At 59.5% G+C, this 19,427-nt stretch carries 26 protein-coding genes; 7 read left to right on the top strand and 19 right to left on the bottom strand.

The features are described 5' to 3' along the window. Positions 1-32: 32 nt before the first annotated feature. From flgG to flgB, 6 genes are all read right to left on the bottom strand, one after another. Positions 33-815 carry a flagellar basal-body rod protein FlgG gene (flgG, locus tag ACW4DH_RS06645; protein WP_459635590.1) on the bottom strand — a complete coding sequence of 261 codons (783 nt, stop codon included), beginning with the start codon at positions 813-815 and terminating at the stop codon, positions 33-35. Positions 816-883: 68 nt separating this feature from the next. Beyond that, complete coding sequence (locus tag ACW4DH_RS06640; protein WP_459635589.1) at positions 884-1,642, bottom strand: flagellar basal body rod protein FlgF; 759 nt, start codon at positions 1,640-1,642, stop codon at positions 884-886. Between the two features lie 74 nt (positions 1,643-1,716). Then, positions 1,717-3,138: a flagellar hook protein FlgE gene (locus ACW4DH_RS06635; RefSeq protein WP_459635588.1), complete on the bottom strand. Its 1,422-nt coding sequence runs from the start codon at positions 3,136-3,138 to the stop codon at positions 1,717-1,719. 82 nt (positions 3,139-3,220) lie between these two features. After that, on the bottom strand, positions 3,221-3,919 hold the full coding sequence (locus ACW4DH_RS06630; RefSeq protein ID WP_459635587.1) for a flagellar hook assembly protein FlgD: 699 nt from the start codon (positions 3,917-3,919) through the stop codon (positions 3,221-3,223). 12 nt (positions 3,920-3,931) lie between these two features. Continuing rightward, a complete protein-coding gene (gene flgC / locus ACW4DH_RS06625; RefSeq protein WP_459635586.1) occupies positions 3,932-4,339 on the bottom strand; it encodes a flagellar basal body rod protein FlgC in 408 nt (135 codons plus the stop codon). Positions 4,340-4,344: 5 nt separating this feature from the next. After that, positions 4,345-4,761, bottom strand: coding sequence for a flagellar basal body rod protein FlgB (gene flgB / locus ACW4DH_RS06620; protein ID WP_459635585.1), 417 nt, complete (start codon positions 4,759-4,761; stop codon positions 4,345-4,347). A gap of 239 nt (positions 4,762-5,000) precedes the next feature. Between flgB and flgA the strand changes: the two genes are divergently transcribed. From flgA to ACW4DH_RS06605, 3 genes are all read left to right on the top strand, one after another. Further along, positions 5,001-5,714 carry a flagellar basal body P-ring formation chaperone FlgA gene (flgA, locus tag ACW4DH_RS06615; RefSeq protein WP_459635584.1) on the top strand — a complete coding sequence of 238 codons (714 nt, stop codon included), beginning with the start codon at positions 5,001-5,003 and terminating at the stop codon, positions 5,712-5,714. A gap of 196 nt (positions 5,715-5,910) precedes the next feature. After that, a complete protein-coding gene (gene flgM / locus ACW4DH_RS06610) occupies positions 5,911-6,189 on the top strand; it encodes a flagellar biosynthesis anti-sigma factor FlgM (RefSeq protein ID WP_459635583.1) in 279 nt (92 codons plus the stop codon). A gap of 14 nt (positions 6,190-6,203) precedes the next feature. Beyond that, a complete protein-coding gene (locus tag ACW4DH_RS06605; RefSeq protein ID WP_459635582.1) occupies positions 6,204-6,656 on the top strand; it encodes a flagella synthesis protein FlgN in 453 nt (150 codons plus the stop codon). Positions 6,657-6,725: 69 nt separating this feature from the next. Here the strand turns inward: ACW4DH_RS06605 and ACW4DH_RS06600 are convergent, their stop codons facing one another. Both ACW4DH_RS06600 and ACW4DH_RS06595 read right to left on the bottom strand, forming a co-directional pair. Further along, positions 6,726-7,646: a TatD family hydrolase gene (locus ACW4DH_RS06600; RefSeq protein WP_459635581.1), complete on the bottom strand. Its 921-nt coding sequence runs from the start codon at positions 7,644-7,646 to the stop codon at positions 6,726-6,728. Continuing rightward, positions 7,646-8,509 carry an EboA domain-containing protein gene (locus ACW4DH_RS06595; RefSeq protein ID WP_459635580.1) on the bottom strand — a complete coding sequence of 288 codons (864 nt, stop codon included), beginning with the start codon at positions 8,507-8,509 and terminating at the stop codon, positions 7,646-7,648. The genes ACW4DH_RS06600 and ACW4DH_RS06595 overlap by 1 nt, the downstream gene beginning before the upstream one ends. 363 nt (positions 8,510-8,872) lie before the next feature. Between ACW4DH_RS06595 and ACW4DH_RS06590 the strand changes: the two genes are divergently transcribed. Continuing rightward, the gene (locus tag ACW4DH_RS06590) at positions 8,873-10,255 is read left to right on the top strand and encodes an alkaline phosphatase family protein (protein ID WP_459635579.1); all 1,383 of its coding nucleotides are present in this window, start codon (positions 8,873-8,875) and stop codon (positions 10,253-10,255) included. A 42-nt stretch (positions 10,256-10,297) separates the two neighbouring features. On the opposite strand, the gene hepT is transcribed toward ACW4DH_RS06590, so the two are convergent. The 6 genes from hepT to ACW4DH_RS06560 all read right to left on the bottom strand — a co-directional run bounded on the left by hepT (position 10,298) and on the right by ACW4DH_RS06560 (position 15,885). Next, the gene (gene hepT / locus ACW4DH_RS06585) at positions 10,298-10,723 is read right to left on the bottom strand and encodes a type VII toxin-antitoxin system HepT family RNase toxin (RefSeq protein WP_459635578.1); all 426 of its coding nucleotides are present in this window, start codon (positions 10,721-10,723) and stop codon (positions 10,298-10,300) included. After that, positions 10,716-11,114 (bottom strand): type VII toxin-antitoxin system MntA family adenylyltransferase antitoxin, encoded by a 399-nt coding sequence (gene mntA, locus ACW4DH_RS06580; RefSeq protein WP_459635577.1) that lies wholly within the window; start codon positions 11,112-11,114, stop codon positions 10,716-10,718. Before mntA ends, hepT begins: the two co-directional genes overlap by 8 nt. Before the next feature lie 132 nt (positions 11,115-11,246). Continuing rightward, positions 11,247-12,152, bottom strand: a complete 906-nt coding sequence (locus ACW4DH_RS06575; protein ID WP_459635576.1) for a UbiA family prenyltransferase — start codon at positions 12,150-12,152, stop codon at positions 11,247-11,249. Then, the gene (gene eboE / locus ACW4DH_RS06570; protein ID WP_459635575.1) at positions 12,082-13,275 is read right to left on the bottom strand and encodes a metabolite traffic protein EboE; all 1,194 of its coding nucleotides are present in this window, start codon (positions 13,273-13,275) and stop codon (positions 12,082-12,084) included. Before eboE ends, ACW4DH_RS06575 begins: the two co-directional genes overlap by 71 nt. Next, positions 13,259-14,545, bottom strand: coding sequence for a 3-dehydroquinate synthase (locus ACW4DH_RS06565; RefSeq protein ID WP_459635574.1), 1,287 nt, complete (start codon positions 14,543-14,545; stop codon positions 13,259-13,261). The genes eboE and ACW4DH_RS06565 overlap by 17 nt, the downstream gene beginning before the upstream one ends. Before the next feature lie 347 nt (positions 14,546-14,892). Continuing rightward, positions 14,893-15,885, bottom strand: coding sequence for an adenosine deaminase (locus tag ACW4DH_RS06560; protein ID WP_459635573.1), 993 nt, complete (start codon positions 15,883-15,885; stop codon positions 14,893-14,895). A 285-nt stretch (positions 15,886-16,170) separates the two neighbouring features. On the opposite strand from ACW4DH_RS06560, the gene ACW4DH_RS06555 reads away from it, so the two are divergent. Next, on the top strand, positions 16,171-16,971 hold the full coding sequence (locus ACW4DH_RS06555; protein WP_459635572.1) for an HAD-IIB family hydrolase: 801 nt from the start codon (positions 16,171-16,173) through the stop codon (positions 16,969-16,971). 93 nt (positions 16,972-17,064) lie between these two features. Here ACW4DH_RS06555 and ACW4DH_RS06550 read toward each other — a convergent pair whose 3' ends face one another. The 3 genes from ACW4DH_RS06550 to ACW4DH_RS06540 form a co-directional block, all read right to left on the bottom strand. Beyond that, on the bottom strand, positions 17,065-17,358 hold the full coding sequence (locus tag ACW4DH_RS06550; RefSeq protein ID WP_459635571.1) for a hypothetical protein: 294 nt from the start codon (positions 17,356-17,358) through the stop codon (positions 17,065-17,067). 134 nt (positions 17,359-17,492) lie between these two features. Next, positions 17,493-17,705 (bottom strand): antitoxin MazE family protein, encoded by a 213-nt coding sequence (locus tag ACW4DH_RS06545; RefSeq protein WP_459635570.1) that lies wholly within the window; start codon positions 17,703-17,705, stop codon positions 17,493-17,495. A gap of 72 nt (positions 17,706-17,777) precedes the next feature. Next, positions 17,778-18,008 carry a DUF2835 family protein gene (locus tag ACW4DH_RS06540; RefSeq protein WP_459635569.1) on the bottom strand — a complete coding sequence of 77 codons (231 nt, stop codon included), beginning with the start codon at positions 18,006-18,008 and terminating at the stop codon, positions 17,778-17,780. A 91-nt stretch (positions 18,009-18,099) separates the two neighbouring features. Between ACW4DH_RS06540 and ACW4DH_RS06535 the strand changes: the two genes are divergently transcribed. Next, on the top strand, positions 18,100-18,354 hold the full coding sequence (locus ACW4DH_RS06535) for a type II toxin-antitoxin system Phd/YefM family antitoxin (protein ID WP_459635568.1): 255 nt from the start codon (positions 18,100-18,102) through the stop codon (positions 18,352-18,354). Next, positions 18,354-18,731 carry a PIN domain-containing protein gene (locus ACW4DH_RS06530; protein ID WP_459635567.1) on the top strand — a complete coding sequence of 126 codons (378 nt, stop codon included), beginning with the start codon at positions 18,354-18,356 and terminating at the stop codon, positions 18,729-18,731. The genes ACW4DH_RS06535 and ACW4DH_RS06530 overlap by 1 nt, the downstream gene beginning before the upstream one ends. A gap of 19 nt (positions 18,732-18,750) precedes the next feature. Here ACW4DH_RS06530 and ACW4DH_RS06525 read toward each other — a convergent pair whose 3' ends face one another. Then, on the bottom strand, positions 18,751-18,990 hold the full coding sequence (locus tag ACW4DH_RS06525; RefSeq protein WP_459635566.1) for a nucleotidyltransferase domain-containing protein: 240 nt from the start codon (positions 18,988-18,990) through the stop codon (positions 18,751-18,753). A 76-nt stretch (positions 18,991-19,066) separates the two neighbouring features. Then, positions 19,067-19,384, bottom strand: a complete 318-nt coding sequence (locus tag ACW4DH_RS06520; protein WP_459635952.1) for a nucleotidyltransferase substrate binding protein — start codon at positions 19,382-19,384, stop codon at positions 19,067-19,069. Between the last annotated feature and the right edge of the window lie 43 nt (positions 19,385-19,427).

Genomic DNA, 19,427 nt, shown 5'->3' with positions numbered 1-19,427 from the left:
CGGGGCATCAGCATCGTTCTCGCTAGAGTGCATTAAAGCTGGGCCAGGCGCGCCAGCATCTGATCGGAGGTTTCCACGGCCTTGCTGTTGATTTCATAGGCGCGCTGGGTCTCGATCATGCTGACCATCTCCTCGACCACATTGACGTTGGATGTCTCGACGTAGCCCTGATACAGCGTTCCCGCCCCATCCATGCCCGGCATGAGATCGTTGCGCGGCCCGGAGGAGTCGGTTTCGAGATAGAGATTCTCGCCGATGCTTTCCAGCCCCGTCGGGTTGACGAAGGTGGTCAGCATCAGCTGGCCGACCTGGGCGCTCTCCGTGGTGCCCGGGCGAGTCACCGTGACGATGCCGTCCTGCGCGATGGTGACCGACAAGGCGTCCTGCGGAATGATGATCGCCGGCTCGATGGGGTAGCCGTTGGCGGTGACCATCTGGCCATTCTGGTCGACCTGGAAACTGCCATCGCGGGTATATGCCGTCGTGCCGTCGGGGCGCTGTACCGGGAAGAAACCTTTACCGTTGATCGCCAGATCCTTGGAGTTCTCGGTGTTTTGCAGCCCTCCCTGGCTATGCAGACGCTCGGTGGCGACCGGACGTACCCCGGTGCCCACCTGCATGCCGGAAGGCAGGTTGCTGACCACCGACGACTGGGCACCCGGCTGGCGCATGTTCTGGTACAGCAGGTCCTCGAACACGGCACGCGAGCGCTTGAAGCCATTGGTCGAGACGTTCGCCAGGTTGTTGGAAATGACATCCAGCTTGGTCTGCTGCGACTCGAGACCGGTCTTGGCCGTCCACAACGATTTGATCATGATGGTGTTCCTGCGTTGTTCATTGTGCTGTCTGCGTCACGTCGCGCCGCATCCAGGCTCGGGCGTTTTTAACCCTGTAACGACAATATGTTGTTCGCTCGCTGCGCGTTCTCATCGACGCTTTCGATGACCTTCATCTGCATGTCGTAACTGCGCGAGCTATCGATCATCGCCACCATGGCGTCGGTGGCGCTGAAATTGCTGCCTTCCAGCGCGCCGGAGGTCAGGCGCGCCTGGTCATCGAGGGGCTGAGCCGCGGCAACGTCCTCTCCGGCAGGCGGCGGCAGGCGAAACAGCCCATCCTCACCGCGCTGCAGCTGTTCCTGGGGCGGTGTGACCAACTTCAGTCGCGCTATCGGCGCGATGGTGTCGGGGCTCTGGCCCGGCTCGATAGCGCTGATCGAGCCGTCCGCGCCGATGGTGACATTGGCCCCCAACGGAATGATGATCGGCCCGTCTTCCCCGAGTACCGGGCGGTCCATGCTGGTCAGCAAACCGTTGGCATCGACCTGCAGATCGCCGCGCCGGGTATAGGCTTCGCCGCCTTCGGGCGTCTGGACCGCCAGCCACGCCTGCCCTTTCAGGGCCACGTCCAGCGTGCGGCCCGTGGGGCTGAAATTGCCGGGCGTGAAGTCATAGCCGGGGGTAGTCGCCGCCACCGTGGTCCGGGTCGGCAAGCCATCGCCCTGCACCGGCACGGCGCGCATCGCCGCCAACTGGGCGCGAAAGCCCGGCGTGGAGATATTGGCCAGGTTATGGTTGGCCACCGCCTGCTTATCCATGATTTGCTTGGTGCCGCTGGCGGCGGTATAGATGATCCGATCCATGTCACGAGTCGCTCTGGCAAGACGGAAGAAAGCCCACGCGCCCGGCCAGTGTCAACACTGGCCGGGCCCACGGATTACTTCAGGTTGACCACGGTCTGCAGAATTTCATCCTGCGTCTTGATGGTGTTGGTATTGGCCTGGAAGTTGCGCTGGGCGATGATCAGGTCCACCAGTTCCTTGGTCAGGTCGACGTTGGAGGCTTCCAGCGTGCCGGATTCGATGGTACCGAACTTGCCTACCCCCGCGGCGCCAATCACCGCAGCGCCGGAGCTGCCGGTCTCGGCCCACATGTTGTCGCCAATCGACTGCAGGCCTTCCTTGTTACCGAAGTTGGCCAAGGCCACGCGGGCGAGGTCGATGGACTTCTCGTTGGAGTAGTTGCCGACGATGGTGCCGTCATCCTCGATCTGGATGCCGACCAACTGGCCCGAGGCGTAACCATCCTGCTGCGGGGAGTTGATGGCGTAATCCTGGGCGGTCTGGCTGGAACCGGAGAAATCGAAGGTAAAGTTCGTCTTAGCTGCACCATTAGCACCATTGAAAGCAAACTCTACGACGTTTTCTCCGACCCCGTCAGCTTTTGTAACAGGCGCACCAGCAGTGCCGTTATAAGCCGTCTTTAATTTACCATTGCTATCAAACTCGAGAGTTGCTGTTTCAAGCTTGGCTTGATAAGAGATCGTTCCACCTTGAAACGTACCGCCTACCGTTGATCCGCCAGTGACCGTAGCGACATAATCAACATCATCGTAAGTAAATTCTTCTGTACCATTCTTTGTTGGGGCAAAGCCTGCTGGATAGTTTCCGTCAGCTTCAACAGTATTCGACCAAGAGCTGCTCGCCCCTAGCGCCACCCTTGATTCGACCTGCCAGGCATTGTCACCCGTCTTGATGAAATACATCTGCAGGTTGTTGGAATTACCCAATGAGTCATAGAAAGTCGTTGAGGTGCTGTAGTTGTACGTGGAGGCGTTTGCGGCATTGAATGCTTCGGTCGGGATTTCATCGCCGGCATCCAGATCGACACCCGCCGAGGACTTCGTGGTTGCCTGGGCGACCATCGAGTCCGCCGGCAGCTGGATCAGCTCGGCCTGGCCACCGGTCGGGATGGCGGCATTGACGGTATTGAAGTTGCTGACGTTGTAGCCGGTCAGTTGGGCGCCCTGGGCGTTGACCAGGTAACCGTCGCTGGTCATGGTCAGCTGGCCGTTGCGGGAATAGCCGACCTGCCCGCCCTGATTGAAACGGAAGAAACCGTCGCCGCTGATCGCCAGGTCCAGATCGCGGTTGGTGGTTTCCAGCGTGCCGTTGTTGAAATTCTGCAGCACACCGGCGACCCGCGTGCCCAAGCCGACCTGGCTGCCGGCGAAGACGTCGGCAAACTGTACCGAGGAGCTCTTGAAGCCCTTGGTCTGGGAGTTGGAGATGTTGTTGCCGATGGCGTCGAGCTGAGTGGAGGCTGCGTTGACCCCACTCAATGCTTGTGAAAAGCCCATGATTCAGTTCCTTAATTTATAAAGTGACAGGCAATCAAGTGGTGACAGCGCGCATGCATACTGCGCTCATCACTGTCATTGGTTATAGAATCTGACGGACATCCGCCAGCTTGACGTCATCCATGTTCGGTCCCAGGTCGAGCAGCGGCTCCCCGTCACCTTTCATCACACCGCTGACCAGCCCATAGTTGAGCAAGGTATAGGAGGACACCGGCTCGTCACCCACGGTGGCCTCGACGCGGCTAACCTTATAAACATTTCCATCAGCGGCCTTCGATTTATCATCGAGCACGCCATCCCAGTAGAACGACTGAACGCCCGCCTTGACCGACTCGGTGTTGCGTTGTGCCACCACCTGGCCCGAACCGTCGGTAATCGTAAACTTGATGTTGTCGACATCGGTTCCTAGCTCAATACCGATCGGCGTTGCCACGACATTGCCGTCAGCGTCCGAGCCCACACGGATCTCATTGCCCGGCACCAGTACGCCCTGACCGATCAGCGCGGTGGCCTGCAGTGACTGTCCCGCTTCGATCTGTCCGGTAATGCCTTCCAGCGTGGTATTGAGTTCCTGAATGCCGCTGACGGTATTGATCTGCGCCATCTGCGAAGTCAATTCCGCGTTCTCCATGGGACTCATCGGGTCCTGATTCTTCAACTGCGTAATCAGCAGCGTCATGAAGCGGTCGTTGAGCTCTCCCGCGGTATCCGTGCCGGTGGTACCAGTGCTGCCGACATTATTGATGTTGGCAAGGGTGCTGCTGCCGATAGGGCTAGCCATGTCGCGTCTCCGTTAGCCTTCGCCAATGGTCAAGGTCTTGAGCATCATCGTCTTGCTGGTGTTGAGCACCTCGACGTTGGCCTGATAGGAGCGCGAGGCGGCAATCATGTTGACCATTTCATTGACCGGCTCGACGTTGGGCATCGAGACATAGCCCTGCTCGTCGGCCAGGGGATGCTCGGGGCGATATTCAAGACGCAGCGGAGACTCGTCCTCCACCACCTCGGACACACGCACGCCACCGGTGCCATGCGCCCCCTGGGAGACGGTCTCGAACATCACCTGCTTGGCGCGGTAGGCCTCGCCATCGGGGCCGGCCACACTGTCGGCATTGGCCAGGTTGCTGGCGGTCACGTTCATGCGCTGTGCCTGGGCACTCATCGCCGAACTGGAAATTTCAAAGACACTGAACATCGACATAGGGCTTACTCCGGCTGCATTGCAGTTTTCAGCCCTTGGATCTTACGGCTGAGAATGGTCAGATTGGCTTGATAGCGCACTGCGTTATCGGTGAAGTTGCTGCGTTCCCGATCCATGTCGACGGTGTTACCGTCCAGACTGGGCTGATCCGGCACGCGGTAGAGCAGCTCGCGCCCCAGTCCCGCGCCGTGGGCCTGGGCAGGCACATGGCGGCTCGATGTCGTGTTCAGCGACAGCGCGTTGGCACTGGACCGCCCCTGCGTCATCACCTGGTCGAGTTCCTTGGCGAAATCGAAATCGCGCGCCTTGTAGTTCGGCGTATCGGCATTGGCGATGTTGCCGGCCAGTACCTGCTGCCGCTCCGCGCGCAGATTGAGTGCTTCCTGGTGATAGCGCAGTGCGCCGTCAAGCTTATCGATCATTCTTGGTATCCCTGCTGTCCCGGTGTCTTGTCTCCAGCGGCCCGCGCCGTTCGGGAGGATGTGCAGGCTGGAGAATAGCCCGCCCCCTGTCACCCCAAACGCCGGAACAGGCTCTCAATTGCGCGTCATTTCCGCCTTTGGCAATCCCGCTCAGCGCCTAGAATCGTTTCCCATCAGTGCGCCTGGATGTCCTCGGCGCATGTCATGCCAGAACATCGGCAGCGCAAGAGGGGCTTATCATGGCGCAACCCAGCACACGCAAAGGGCGAAAGACGCTTTATCTGGCCGGGCATATCGTGGCTTTGCCTCTCATGGCCCTGATCGCCGCGCTGAGCTGGGCGCCCATCGCGCTGGCCAGCGACCAGGCGGTCATCAATGCGGTCGAGGAGTTTCTGTATGCGCAGGCCGAAGGCGAAGATATCAGCGTGGAGGTACGCCCCTCGACGGCACGCCTGCCGGAGTGCGCCAACCCCGAGCCGTTTCTGCCTCGCTCAGGCCCGCCCCAGGGGCGTGTCACCGTCGGGGTCCAGTGCGGCGAACAGCGGCGCTATATGCAAGCCACGGTGGCGATCAACACGCGCCACCTGGTCGCCAGCCGCGATATCGCCCCCGGCACGACGGTGACTCGGGACATGTTCGAGTGGCACACCGCCGACCAGAGCCGCCTGCCCCGGCAATGGCTGGACGACCCGCAAACCCTCATCGGCGCCGTCACCACTCGGCGCATCCCCGCCGGCACCGCTTTGCAGTCTTCGATGGTAAGAGAGCGTTATCTGGTCAGGCGTGGCGAGCCGGTTACTCTGGTGGCGCAAGGGGCGGGGTTTCGGATTACTCGCGAGGCGAAGGCGCTTGAAAGTGGCGGCATGGGCACCTCGATACGGGTGCGCACCGATGATGGCAACATCCTGCATGCCCAGGTAAGCGGAGAGAGCCGGCTCAATGTCGTCTTCTGAGCGATTCAACGTCGCTATCGAAAGCCTTTAGCCGACGCGCTAGACTTGTTGTTTTACCGGAAACCGGCGCCGCATGCCGCTCAAGGGGCTCGAAGCGCAGAAACTCATCTGCGCAAACATTTATGAGCAGTTTCCCTAAAGCTTTGGCCTGCAGCGCCGATACTTCCTACAAGCCCGCTTTCAAGAGACCAGAACCTTGAAAATCGACACATTGCAGTCATTGACCCGCTTGCCGGGACAGGAAAAGTCCGGCAACAGCACGTCAACCGTAAGTGACACCACGCGCACCGCGCCCGCCACTGCCGCAACAGTGACCACCCTCAGCCAGGCCGCTTCCGGCGATGCCGGCCAGGATATCGATACGGCACGCGTTGCGGAAATTCGGCAGGCCATCAGCGAGGGCCGCCTCGATATTCGTTCAGACAAGATTGCCGATGGTCTCATCCAGAGCGTACGAGACCTGCTCGGCGAGTGAGGATAGAAGCTTCCATGAACTACCGTGAATGCCTGCGCCGCCAGAAGGCGGCCCTGGAATCGTTCGTCGCGCTGCTCGACGAAGAGCACCTGCAACTTGCCCAGGGGCAAATCGACGGCGAGGCGTTGTCGCGCCTTGCCGCCGACAAACAGCGCATTGCCGCGGAAATGGAAGAGTACGAGCAAGCCCGGCTAGCCGCTCAGCGCGCCTCGGGCCATGGTGAAGGACTGCGCGGCGCCGAACGCGCCGCCCAGGAAAGCCAGTGCCTCGATGACTGGGGCGACATGCGCACGCTAGCCGAACAGGCACGGCAGAAAAACCGCATGAACGGCCTGATGATTAACATGCGTCTGGAGCATAATCAGAAGGCCATCAACTTCCTGTCGGAAGCGGCGGGCAGCACACTTTACGGCCCCACCGGCCAGTCGCGGCGCAAGGGATTCGGGGGAATCAGCTCCCGGGCGTGATGCAAGCCCGGTCGCTTTAAGTCGCTTTAAGCCCAGTCAATGCTGGGCTTTTCCGCTACCTTCTACTTGCTACTCGATCAGCAGGTTTTCGGCACGGTGCTCTCCGGGTGTCTCGATGCGTGGCTCGCGTCCACCACGCAGGATCGAGTTACCCTCGAATAGCGTTCGCTGATCGATCTCCGGCGGATTGAGCCAATCCTCCTCGCGTATCTGTCCGCTCTTGCCGTAGACCTCCAACGCGTTGGCATAGGTCACCTTGCGCACCGTCTCTTCCGACACGCCTTGCTCCAGCGCCAGTCTGGCGGTCTTGGCCACCCCCAGGCAGTCGGAGATTCCCCAGTCGCAGGCGCTGTCCACGATGATGCGCTCTCCGCCATACTGCTTGAGCACTTCCACCATGCGCGCATTGCCCATCTTGGTCGATGGATAGATGGAGAACCCCGCCCAGAAGCCCCGCTCCAGGGTTTCGGCGACGGTTTCCTCATTGTTATGGTCTATCACCACCCACGACGGATCGACCCCCATCTCCTCGCAGACATCCATGGAGCGCGACGTGCCGCGTTTCTTGTCGCGATGCGGCGTGTGCACCATGACCGGCAATTTCAATTCGCGGGCCAGCTCCAGCTGGGCGCGGAAGTATTTATCTTCCAGCGGCGTCTGCTCGTCATAGCCGATCTCGCCGATGGCGACGACGCCTTCCTTCAGCGCGAAGCGTGGCAGCCATTCCATTACGCCTTCGGCAAGTTCCTCATTGTTGGCTTCCTTGGAATTCAGGCCCACGGTGCAATAGTGGCGAATGCCAAACTGTCCGGCGCGGAACCGCTCCCAGCCCACGATCGTGGACAGGTAATCGACATAGGTGCCGACGAAGGTCCGTGGCTGCCCCAGCCAGAACGCCGGCTCGATCAATGCGACGACACCGGCCGCCGCCATGGCTTCATAATCATCGGTGGTGCGGGAAATCATGTGCGCGTGGGGATCGATAAACATCAGGCAGCCTCGGTCGTCGACAGGGTGTCCCAACTGATGCGGCCTGCGTCGAGGTCGTTGATCAGCGAGGTGGAAGCCAGAATCTCGCGGGCTTGCGCAGAGGGGCTGGAAGAAAGCGCCAGCGCAGCGGCAACCCGCTCTTGGGCATTGCCCGCGAGGGCGCGCTGCAAATCGTCAAACGCGCCGACGTCATCGGCAAAGGGCCCCACGCAGCGCCACAATTCAGGCGAGACGGGACGTTTCGCCGCCCAGCGTTCATGCGCATAGTCCAGCAGGATCCGGGCCAGCTCAGGGTTCGCCCGTTCATCCAGGCCGTCAATCGGCGCAAGACGGCTGCCGACAAATAGTGCCTTGAGCACCATGTGATTCCAGCGGTGCTCGTCGAAATGGTCACGCGGATAGGGATTGTGATGGGCAATCGACTCGAAGACTGCACGCATGTTCGAACGCAGCCCCTCCCCCACTTCGAACGCCAGGCTGTCCGGTTCGGGATACAGCGGCAGGCCACGATAAAGCGCCATCAGTTCCCCCACGTCCGCCGTACGCCGCAAATCCTTGAATTTGCCGGCGAATGTCCGCTCCCCCCGATGCGCGAGAAGCGCGGCCACCCGTGCCGCCCCGTCCACGCTCCAGCCCTTGGGACACCAACCGGGGCGCATCGCCTCCGCTTCCGCCAGGTCCTCTTGAGACAAGGACAGATCCGCCTTGCCTAGTTGACGAGGCGCCAGCCCCATCACGATGTGCAACTCGCGTTCAGGTGCCCCGGCTGCCAGCATCGCCAGCCGCTCGTTGAACCATTCCCCGTGTTCCTCTGACTGGCGTGTTACCCAACGCCGCAGAAGTTCGATGATATGTGCCGCCATGTTCTGCTCCCTGAGCCCTGCACGGAAGCTTTACATTAATCCGCAACCTCTTATCCACCAAGATTGTTTATCTAGCGATATAAAATTAACAGAGCATTAATACACCTACAGAATAATGACTAACAACATCATTAAAACGCCGCTCTTGACATTAATGAAGTCATTTATAAGCCTCAATCGCGGCAGCCAACTTCATAATAACTTGAGTTTTTCGAAACCCATTGGTAATTCTTGTAACCCGACAAACTCAACCGACAATTTCATCCTGGCTAGCCCCGACGCTCATCGATCCTTGTTTGGGTGTTATGAATGCGCCTTTATTCGTTTCCCTACGGCTCAAAAATCTATTAATAGAGATTCATCATGAACAATACGCTGGTTATCCTGGTCGTGGGACTCACGCCTAGCCTGGTGGGGCGTTACACGCCGCATTTAGCGAAACTGGCCGCTCGCGGCGGCATGCGGCCACTCAACACCGTGACGCCCGCCGTGACCTGTACCGTGCAATCGACCCTGGTTACCGGCCTGCGCCCTGCCGAGCATGGCGCGGTGGCCAACGGCTGGTATTTTCGCGATCTGTCCGAAGTCTGGCTGTGGCGGCAGTCCAACCGGCTCGTCGAAGGGGAAAAGCTCTGGGACGCCGGCAAGGCCCGCGACCCCCAGTTCACCTGCGCCAAGATGTTCTGGTGGTACAACATGTACTCGAGTGCCGACTGGAGCGCGACGCCACGTCCGATGTATCCGGCCGATGGCCGCAAGGTGCCCGACCACTACACCCACCCGCCCGAACTGCACGATGAGTTGGACGCCAAGCTGGGCCAATTTCCGCTGTTCAAGTTCTGGGGGCCGGCGGCGGACATCTCCTCCAGTGCCTGGATAGCCCAGTCGACCCTGCATGTCATGGCTACGCGCAACCCGACACTTACCCTCACCTACCTGCCCCATCTGGACTACAACCTACAACGGCTGGGCCCCGATCTCTCCCATCCCCGCATTCAGCAGGACCTTCAGGAAGTCGACGCGCTTTGCGGAGAGCTGATCGACGCGGCAGACACGCAGGGCCGACGGGTGATCGTGGTATCGGAATATGGCATCACGCCGACTACCGAGGCGGTTCATATCAATCGAGCATTACGCCAGGCGGGGCTGATCGCAGTACGCGTCGAGAAAGAGCATGAGCAGCTGGACCCAGGCGCCTCGGCGGCCTTTGCCGTCGCCGATCACCAAATTGCGCATATCTATGTCAAGGATCCGGCGCGAGTCATCGAAGTCAAGACCTTGATAGAGCAACTGGAAGGAGTCGAAGCGGTATGGGATCGCGACGCCATGCAGGCGCATGGCCTCGACCATCCGAACTCGGGCGAACTGGTGGCCGTGTCGAAACCGGATCGCTGGTTCAGTTACTACTACTGGCTGGACGATGCGCGCGCACCGGATTACGCCCGTACCGTCGATATTCATCGCAAGCCCGGCTACGATCCGGTCGAGTTGTTCTTCGACCCGGCACTCAAATGGCCCGTTTTCTCCGCCGGCTGGCGGGTAGGCAAACGCAAGCTGGGCTTTCGACAATTGCTGGATGTCATTTCGCTGAAAGACACCCATATGGTGAAGGGCTCGCACGGGCGGGTTACCGACGATCCGCAGGAAGGCCCTTTGGTGATCTCCTCCGAAGCCGGGCTACTTCCCGAAGGTGCCGTGGACGCGATCGACTTCAAGCGCCTGACGCTGGCCCATGTGTTTGACTGAGCCCCAACGAGCCTCGAACCCAACGATAGAGACTCTGCAGGTCTAGCGTTGCAAGGCCTGCAGGGCATTACGAGAAAACGCTAACAGCGCCCGGTAGTGTTCCTGCTCGACGATATCGCGGACGATTTCGGTATCCACCTCGAGATAGTCGTGCACCAACACATTTCGCAGGCCAATAATCTTGCGCCATGGAGTCTCGCCTCCGATCACCCCTTTGTCCGTCAGGCGCTGAAAAGCCGTCAGTGCCTCACCACTTATATGCCCTGTTTCTCTTCTTGCCCAATGTTTGGCCACGCCAATGCAGCCTTCTATCAGCACTTGGAGTGTTCTTTCTGCAGCATGCCGTTCAATACGTGACCAAGGGCGTTCTGCCAGAATGCTGCGCAGCACTTCGATATCGGCTTCGCATTCATCGAGGTGATTTTCCAGAGCGTCGATATAAGCTGCGTTGAAGTGGTTTTCAAGCATATCGTTTCCGTTGGTGGAGGTAATCCAGTTCCCACCGAGACATGATACGCGTTTCCTGCTGCATACGGATTTGCGGGTGACGATCCAGCAATAGCCGCCCTTCGCTGATAATGGACCAGCCAAGCGGGATGGGCGCAATAGCGAGATCAACGATGCTGAGCAAGCCCTCTGGCAGTTCAAGCGCCTGTTGCCAGTCCAGGGCCAGCAGTTCCGGACGCAGCCGACGATCCAATGGCAAGTCAATCCAGTCGACGAAAACGACGGCCAGATCATAATCGCTTTGCCGGTGATGATCCTCTCTCGCTCTTGAGCCGTACAGCCAGAGTGCCGCAAGCTCCTCACGCTGACCGGCCAACTCGATGAAACGCTTTAGCAGCTGTTCATCCCTCATTGCATGTTTTCCCTGTATAACACCCCGGCTGGCAGATAAGCCATAAAGCCACTCGCGTCATATCTTGACGACTCCAATCTTCAAAAGAAAGAGGAGGGGCAATGCACTCGCTAATGACGAAGAAACAGCGGTTCAGGTTCCCGGTGCCACCCGCTGCAACGCCAGCGTCGCACCAAAGGCTGCCACGGCCAAAACCGCCAGCCCGTAGGCCCCGGCAGATGCGACAAGCGCGGCGTCATAAAGTGAAATGGCGGCAATCAGGCTCACCACGGCTCTGGGCACATCGCCGGGCTGGCGGCGAAACAGCAGACTGAGCGCCCAGGCTCCCCAGCCGACATAGAGCGCTAAAATCACCCAGGCAAGAATTCCGTCCGCCATCCACGCCACGACACCTACCGAAACGGCCATTACCGCTAGCGGCCAGACAGCGCCGACCCGGTTGTACGCTTCCTGTCTGGCGGCGTAGGTGAGCCCCACGACATGACAGAAAAGCCCTAGCGCGCCTACCGTTATGACGGTATCGGGCGTACTCGCCCCGGCACTCAGAGCGGCGGTGGCATACACCAAGAAGCGGCAGAGCCCCATGATCACCGGGCCGAGCACGGTACGCTTATGCCACCAGTCGTAAAGTACGATAGCCGCCCCTAACGCCAGCCCACCCCAGCCCGCCGGCACACTGAGCCAGAACAATAGTGTGGCGCCCAGCCCCAGCATGACGAAGCCCAGAATGTAGACGGTGAGACGCGAGACTTCTCCCAGGGGAATCGGCCGGTTAGCGCGCTCGCGGGCATCAATCTCGGCATCGAAGGCGTCGTTGAGGTACATGCCGCCAACATAGAACAATGACAAGGCCATCAACAACACCAGCAGCCCCGCGCCCCCCGGAGCGACGCCGGTCAGTACCCAGCCGGCGATGCCATTCGACCAGACGGTAGGCAGGTTCGATACCCGCCCGAGCCTGAGCCACTTAGCCCGGCTCGCCCAGGCATTCTGCGACCCAGCGAAGCTCGCCTGCCACGGCATCTTCCATCCTGTCATGTCTCAGCTCCTCAGGTAGTACATTCCAGCTATAGGTTTCCACTTCCAGGTGGGGTGAGATGGGGTCGCGAGCGTGCAGCGCGAGAACTTCTTTCAGGAACGCTTGCGTTGTTCCCAACACACCAAACGACTGCGCAAAGACCGGCACGTGAAAATGAATGCGCCACTCCTCGCCATCGGCCGCCGCCCCGCGCGCCAATGCCTCGGGCAGATCGGCGAAGCGGGCCAGGCCATTTTTACTGCGTGCGACGACCTGATGCAGATACGTCGGCTCGCTGAAGGCCGCCAGGGCGTGGCGTGCCTCGGGGCTCACTTCGGCAATGCGCAACGCTGAACTCAACTGAAGCTTGTGAATCGGAATGCCCGCGGCGCGTAGAGCCGTGATACTGGCGATAGGGTCCTCGAATTCAACCGCTGCGTGGCATACGTCATAACAGAGGCCCAGATGCTCAGGGAGCGCTTCGACCGCCTCGTTAGTGGGAAGCCCCGTCAACTCGGCCAACCGTTGCGCTGCGGCAGAGGAAAACAGGTAGTGCTTAAAGAAACTTATCGCCTCCTCTACCGTTTCCAGAAAGCAGTGAGGTTCCGGTTCGAGAGCGATGGCCACGCTGACGCCGGTACGGCGCTTCAGTGCGACGCAATGTGCCGCCGCTCGCAGCATCTTGTCGGCCATGCACTGTTCGGCGCCGGCGCTCAAAGGCTTGAAGGCACCGGGAACCGTGCTCAGGCTGACTTGGCCTCCCTGGGGTGTAATCTCGGCCATCAGCTTGGCCAGGGCGTTGGTATAGGCGAGGCGCTCCTCGGTACGCCAATCGGGTTGATAGACATCCTCCTTGACCCGCGTGCCGTGAAACGCACCATAAGGGAAGCCATTGACCGTGATGGCCTGGTATCTCTCACTGTCCAACAGCGCCACGAGTTCCGCACGCGCCTCGGGAGAGGCCAGCGAGCGAACCGCCTTGGCGGAAAACCGCAATCCCACGGCAAAGGGCGCGTTTGGCGACACTGCCGCCTTGACCGCACGAACCGGCCCCGTGAGCGCTGTGCGCGCCTCGCTCCAGGTTTCCGCCGGATGGATATTGAGACAATAGGTGAGCTGGCCCAGGTTATCCCGCAAGCGCATTTTTCACCTCGCGGTTTTGAAGCCAGGCGACCGCCTGCATGACGAGTTCGGCGTTCATGGCGTGGATCTCGACACCGACGCCGAGATCGGCCAGCAACGTGACCGTCAGCTCGCCGCCGAGATGTTCGCGGAACTCCCGCAGCCCGGTCAGAATCGCCGCCTCGCCGTTGTCGCCCGTCGAGGCCAGCGCCGGATGAAAAACACTCAGGCCAAGACGCTCCAGAAGCGAAACGATGCGCTCGTCTTCCCCTTCGGGTAGCAAGCCGGTCAGCACCGAGTAGCGTGCATCGAGCGCGATGCCGATGGCGACCGCTTCGCCATGGTGCACTTCATGATGGGTTAGCGCCTCCAGGCGATGCGCCGACCAGTGGCCGAAATCCAGTGGCCGCGCGGAGCCTAGCTCAAAAGGGTCACCGCCATGGGCGATCTGGCGCATATGCAGCTCCGCGCTGCGGCGAATCATGTACTCTTCGACGGATCGCTCGTGGGCTACCAGACCCTCGACGTGGGTTTCCAGCCACTCGAAGAATTCCCGGTCACGGATCAGGGCCACCTTGATAGCCTCTGAAATCCCCGCCATGCGCTCGCGACGGGGCAGCGACTCCAGCAGGTCGAAGTCGTTGAGCACCGCCCAGGGCGGCGCAAAGCTGCCGACAAAATTCTTGACCCCGCTGAGATTGACCGCGTTCTTGACCCCCACCCCGCTGTCATTTTGCGCCAGCACCGTGGTGGGGATGCGAATATGGCGCACACCGCGATGCGCCGTCGCAGCGGCAAAGCCGATGGCATCCAATACCGCGCCGCCGCCGATGGCAATCACGTAAGAGTGGCGATCGACACCCAGCCGATGAATGGCGCGCTGTACCGACTCGATGACATCCGGCGCGGCCTTGATCCGCTCCCCGCCAGGGACCAGCATCGGCGGCGTCAGAAGCTCGATCTGCGCGTGAGCAGCGATATAGCTCTCGATCCGCGCGACCAGGTCAGCCTGGGTTTCGGCCAGCCCGCTATCGATATACACCAAGCATTTATGGCGTTTATGCGATTCCCTTAACGCCAGCATTTCCGCCAGCAGAGAGTTTCCTGGCGCAAACAGCCCGCGCGTAAAGGCCACGGGATATTCGTAGGGCACCGAAAAGCGCTGCCAGCTGACAACAGTTGCGGCGGCGCGGTCATCTAGCGGGGCATTGCTAACCGAGGCCTCGATAGCCGCAGCCTCGGTAGAGGTATCAGAAGAAACCTCGGAAACATGGGCATCGGTGATCGCCATGAGTAGTATCCTTGCTCGGGTTTTACTTTATTCTTCTCATCACGCCACACACACCGCATGAATGCAGAATAAAATTTGTGAATTTTAATGTGCGATATAATTAAGGAAGGTAACGGTCGCGAGTTTTATCATGACACAACAATACATAAGTCTTGGCGGTTATCACAAGGATCATTAGCGTAAATGAATGATCAAATTCGCCATCTGAAAATCAATTAAAACCCATTAGACTCTTCATAAATAAAGAATGGTAAAACTCATTATATAGCGATTGCATAAACATGATAACGCGATGAAATCCTTCATCGCGTTACCGTCAGAGCAGGTTTTGTCGAGCAGAAAAAATATTAACCGGCGGTCAATTGCGCCAACAGCTCCTGACGCCGCGGTTCTTGCATGAATGCCACTTCGATGGCATTGCGGGCCAGGCCGGTAAACGTGGCCTTGTCCCAGCCGAAAGCCTCATGACAGGCCAGATAGTTGTCCAGGACACCGCCGCCAAAATAGGCCGGATCATCGGAGTTGATCGTCAGCTTGAGTCCCGCATCCAACAGTTTAGGCAAGGGATGATCGGTCATCTGCTCGACAACCTTGAGGCGCAGATTGGAAAGCGGGCATACCGTCAGCGGTATTTGCAACGCTTTCAAGCGTTCCACCAGGGCGGGGGCCTCAAGGCAACGCACGCCGTGATCGATACGGCTCACCTCGAGGATATCCAATGCCTGTTCGATATAGGCCGCCGGCCCCTCCTCGCCCGCATGCGCCACGCGCGTTATCCCCAAAGCTTTGGCACGCGCAAAGACATCGGCGAACTTGCGCGGCGGGTGGTCTCGCTCCGCGCTGTCCAGGCCCACGGCATCGATCAGCGCGTAGTAGGGGCTGGCATCTTCCAGTACGCGCATCGCCTCTTCGGCATCCCGGTCGCGCAGGAAGCTCATGATCAGCGCCGTGGTCATTCCCCACTGCGCCTGCGCCTGGCGCATGGCACGCGTCAACCCCTCGAAAGGCACCGCCAGCTCGACACCCCGCGCCAGGTGCGCCTGGGGGTCGAATGACAGCTCGACATGAATGACCCCCTCGGCATGAGCGCGCGCGAAGTAATCCATGGCCAGATCGTAAAAATCATCCGACGTCCTGAGTACCTGCATGCCCTGATAATAGAGATCGAGAAACGACTGTAGATCCTCGAAGTCATACGCCGCCCGAACCTCCTCTACCGAAGCATAAGGCAGGGGCACCTTATTGCGCTCGGCCAGGGCGAACATCAGCTCCGGCTCCAGCGAACCCTCGATATGCAAATGCAGCTCCGCCTTGGGAAGTGTGCGTAGCCAATCCTTCATGAAGCGGTATCCTTGTGTCGCTGAGGTGGGTTCAATTTGTCGGTTATAGCATGCAGGAAAGATGCCATTTGACCAAGCGAGCCCCCTGGCCGAGATACGCAGGTGACTGTTCACCTGATACCATGGAGGGCCCGATCCGACGCGGCATGGTCTGCGGTAGCACGGCAAACGGCAGCACGGTGATGTAGCGTGTGTCGCTACTATATAGTGCTCCACCTGCTTTCAGTCGATCTCCTCGACTCGCGCCGCCAGCATCTTGGCCACGAAACCGATTGAATAGATGACATGACATCCCTGAAAGACGCTCCCCCCGAGACGCTGGCACGAGTCGACATCGTGCTCACCGACGTCGACGACACCCTGACCCGGCATGGCAAGCTTGCCGCCCGCACACTCGCCGCCATGGAACGGCTGATGGCCGCAGGCATCAGCGTCATCCCGGTGACCGGCGGCTGCGCAGGCTGGTGCGACCATATCGTGCGTGCCTGGCCGGTGGCGGCCGTCATCGGCGAGAGTGGCGCCTTGCGGTTCAGGCGAACCGCAAGCGGTGGACTCGACCAACGCTTTGTACGTCCACTGACGGCGTTACGTGACGAGCAGCGACTGTTGCTGAATATCGCCGAACAAGCGCTACGTGACGTCCCCGCAGCACGCTTGGCCGCAGACCAGCCCTACCGGCTGGCCGATGTGGCGGTGGATCACGCCCAGGATGTCGGCCCGCTGCCCGCCGAGGATATTGCCACCGTTATCGATATTTTCCGCCGCGCCGGTGCCCGTGCGCGAGCCAGCTCGATCCATGTCAACGCCTGGTTCGGCGACCACGACAAGGCCAGCATGGCCGCGCAACTGCTCGGCGAGGATTTTGACCTCTCAATAGCGGAGCAGGCACAACGCGTGCTGTTTATCGGCGATGCTCCCAATGATGAGTCGCTGTTTGCCGCCTACCCGCTCAGCGTCGGTGTTGCCAATATCACACCGCACCTGGGCAAGCTGACCCATACGCCGCGCTGGGTTTGCGAGGCCGGCCATGGAGAGGGGTTCGAGGAAATGGCCAATCGCTTACTGGCCGTCAGGCAGCACCGTTAAGGGAAAGGGTTAAAAGAGCATTATAGACGCGCCTCGAACCGCAACATCCCTGTCGCGCGTCGCACACGAATGCGGCTCATCCAGCAACATCGATCAGGCCCATGAGGCCGTTTCGTCGTGCGTCTTGAAGGTGACGAGATCATGATAGGCATGCCAAGTCGCATGGCCCAATAGGGGCAGAATCACCGCCAGCCCGATATAAAAGGTCAGGATGCCGATGGCCGTACAGCCCGCCAGGATTGCCGCCCACAGCAGCATAACCCGAAAATTATTGCCCACCGTGCGCAGGCTCGCCTCGATCCCCTCCATGAACGTCAGGTCACGATCGAGCAGCGTGGGAACGCCAGGTTTCGCCTCACACAGCGACATTACATCGACAGGACTCATCTGGTCGCAGTGAAGTAGGCCCATCGACCGAGTCACAGACAGGCGGACTAGCCCATCAGACGCCAGGCCGGCGGACACGTGGCTTCGAGTGAAGGGCAGATAGGCGTTGTCTACGGTTTATTAGTCACCACGCCTCACTGCCAGTCACCTTGAGCCGTAACATCTTCTATCCATTCCAGCATATCCGATTCCTGAGCATCATCTCGTAAGGCCAACGATTGCATGCGGCACTGCTCGGCAAAATCAGGCGAGCGCGTATCCGGAACCCAGATCCGAAGAGGACGCAGCCCTTGGGCGCGTAGCGCCTCTCGCCGCTTCCTGACTCTGCCATTGACAGATCGCGTCATGCCCTTCTCTCCGCCCTGTTACAGGTAACAAAAATGGCACACAACCCTCTCCCAGGGCAATGACTGCTCCCGTTAGGCCAAGCTTTTTAGAGATATGATCGACTCGAATTGCCCTGCCGTACTGAACGTCAAGCGAAACACGCCGCTGACACCGTCGCGGGTCACGATATGGCGTAGCGCCTTGGCCGGAAACACCACCCGACGCCCATCCAGGCTATGCGCATAGACCTGTTGTATGCCGCCCTGATAATGCCCCAGGCACTGGGCGGCGGAGAGCTCGATCACGACATCGATACTGGGCATTCTGCTTCTCCATGCAATAACCGTCTTCTGGACGGGCCTTGATCTTCACCAACCCTAGGTTACACTTACAAGTGTAACCTAGGAGAGCGTTATGGAAGCCACGATCAAAGATTTACGTCTTCATACACGAGAGCTTATTGCTGCAACCGATCGCGGCGAAGAGGTCATTATCACCTATCGCGGCAAACGCAGGGCCAAACTCATCACCTGGAACGATGAGCAGGCACAAGGTTCCGAAGGCCAACCACGCAATCCCGCCTTCGGACTATGGCGAAACGATGCCGCCCATGAGAAAGATGTGGCCACTCTCGTACGCGGCCTGCGACAGCCAAGAGATCTGCCCTGATGCTGGTGGATACGGATGTATTGATCTGGAACCTACGAGGTAACGAAGTAGCGGCGCAATTACTCGATGAACATCCTCGTTTCACCCTCTCAGCGGTAAGCTACATGGAGCTATTGCAAGGGCTGCGTGACAAGGCGGAGCTGAGAGTCCTACGCCAGGCAATACGTTTCTGGCAAGCAGAGATATTCCCAATCAATGTAGAGATCTCATCACGCGCCATGTTTCTGGTGGAAGAACACTCGCTGAGCCACAACATGCAAATGGCAGATGCCTTGATCGCGGCCAGCGCCCTTCACCTGGGCATACCCCTAATCACCGCCAATGACCGATACTACCGGCATATCGAGGGGCTTGAAATCAGCATATTCCGTCCTTGAATGCTTATATACCGGCAACTCAACGGTTCGACCGCCGATAAAATACCTTACCAACCCGCTGGATATGCTCGATCAGCTCGGGGTTATCGATCTGCTGATAAAGTGACAGGTCGATATCGGAACCGGGACGATAGGTCCCCATGGCATGCGAGCCGTACAGGATAGCCTGCTCCAGCGCAGGAACGCTGCTCAATACTTCACGAATCCTCGCCTGTGCCTCTAGCGCCAATCCCCTATCGGGCTGGCATGTTGCACTCATGACGCGTTATCTCGCAGCGCGGCCAACGTCTGGCGAAGTGCCATCAAGTTGTCGTAATGAGACTGCCGAATATTCGTCAGGATGTCCTGCGCAGTTTGCTCATTGTAAGACTGCGAAGTGGGTTACGGTCCACCAGCATCGACATCCAGGCCTCACCGTTCTCGATCAGCCCCAGCTTGAATGCCTCGCGAACGGTATCTCGCGAACCGACGATCGACTCGATCCCTTGCCACACCAGATAATCCTTCAGCGTGTTCCAGCCCAGCTCATAAGTGGTTTCGAACGCCTGGATCGTGCCCTGCTGCTCGAGATTAGAGAGCGGCCGTTGCTGTATCAGCGTTATCGCCTCCTTCAGTTGCGCCAGCGCCTTCTCGAAATTCTGAAGGCGCTGAATCCAGCGATATCAATGGCTGCCATTGCCCCCCTCCCCATCGGAC

Source organism: Halomonas sp. WWR20, from assembly GCF_054602495.1.
The sequence above is the reverse complement of the archived record's forward strand: the minus strand, read 5'-3'. Positions and strand labels throughout refer to the sequence as shown.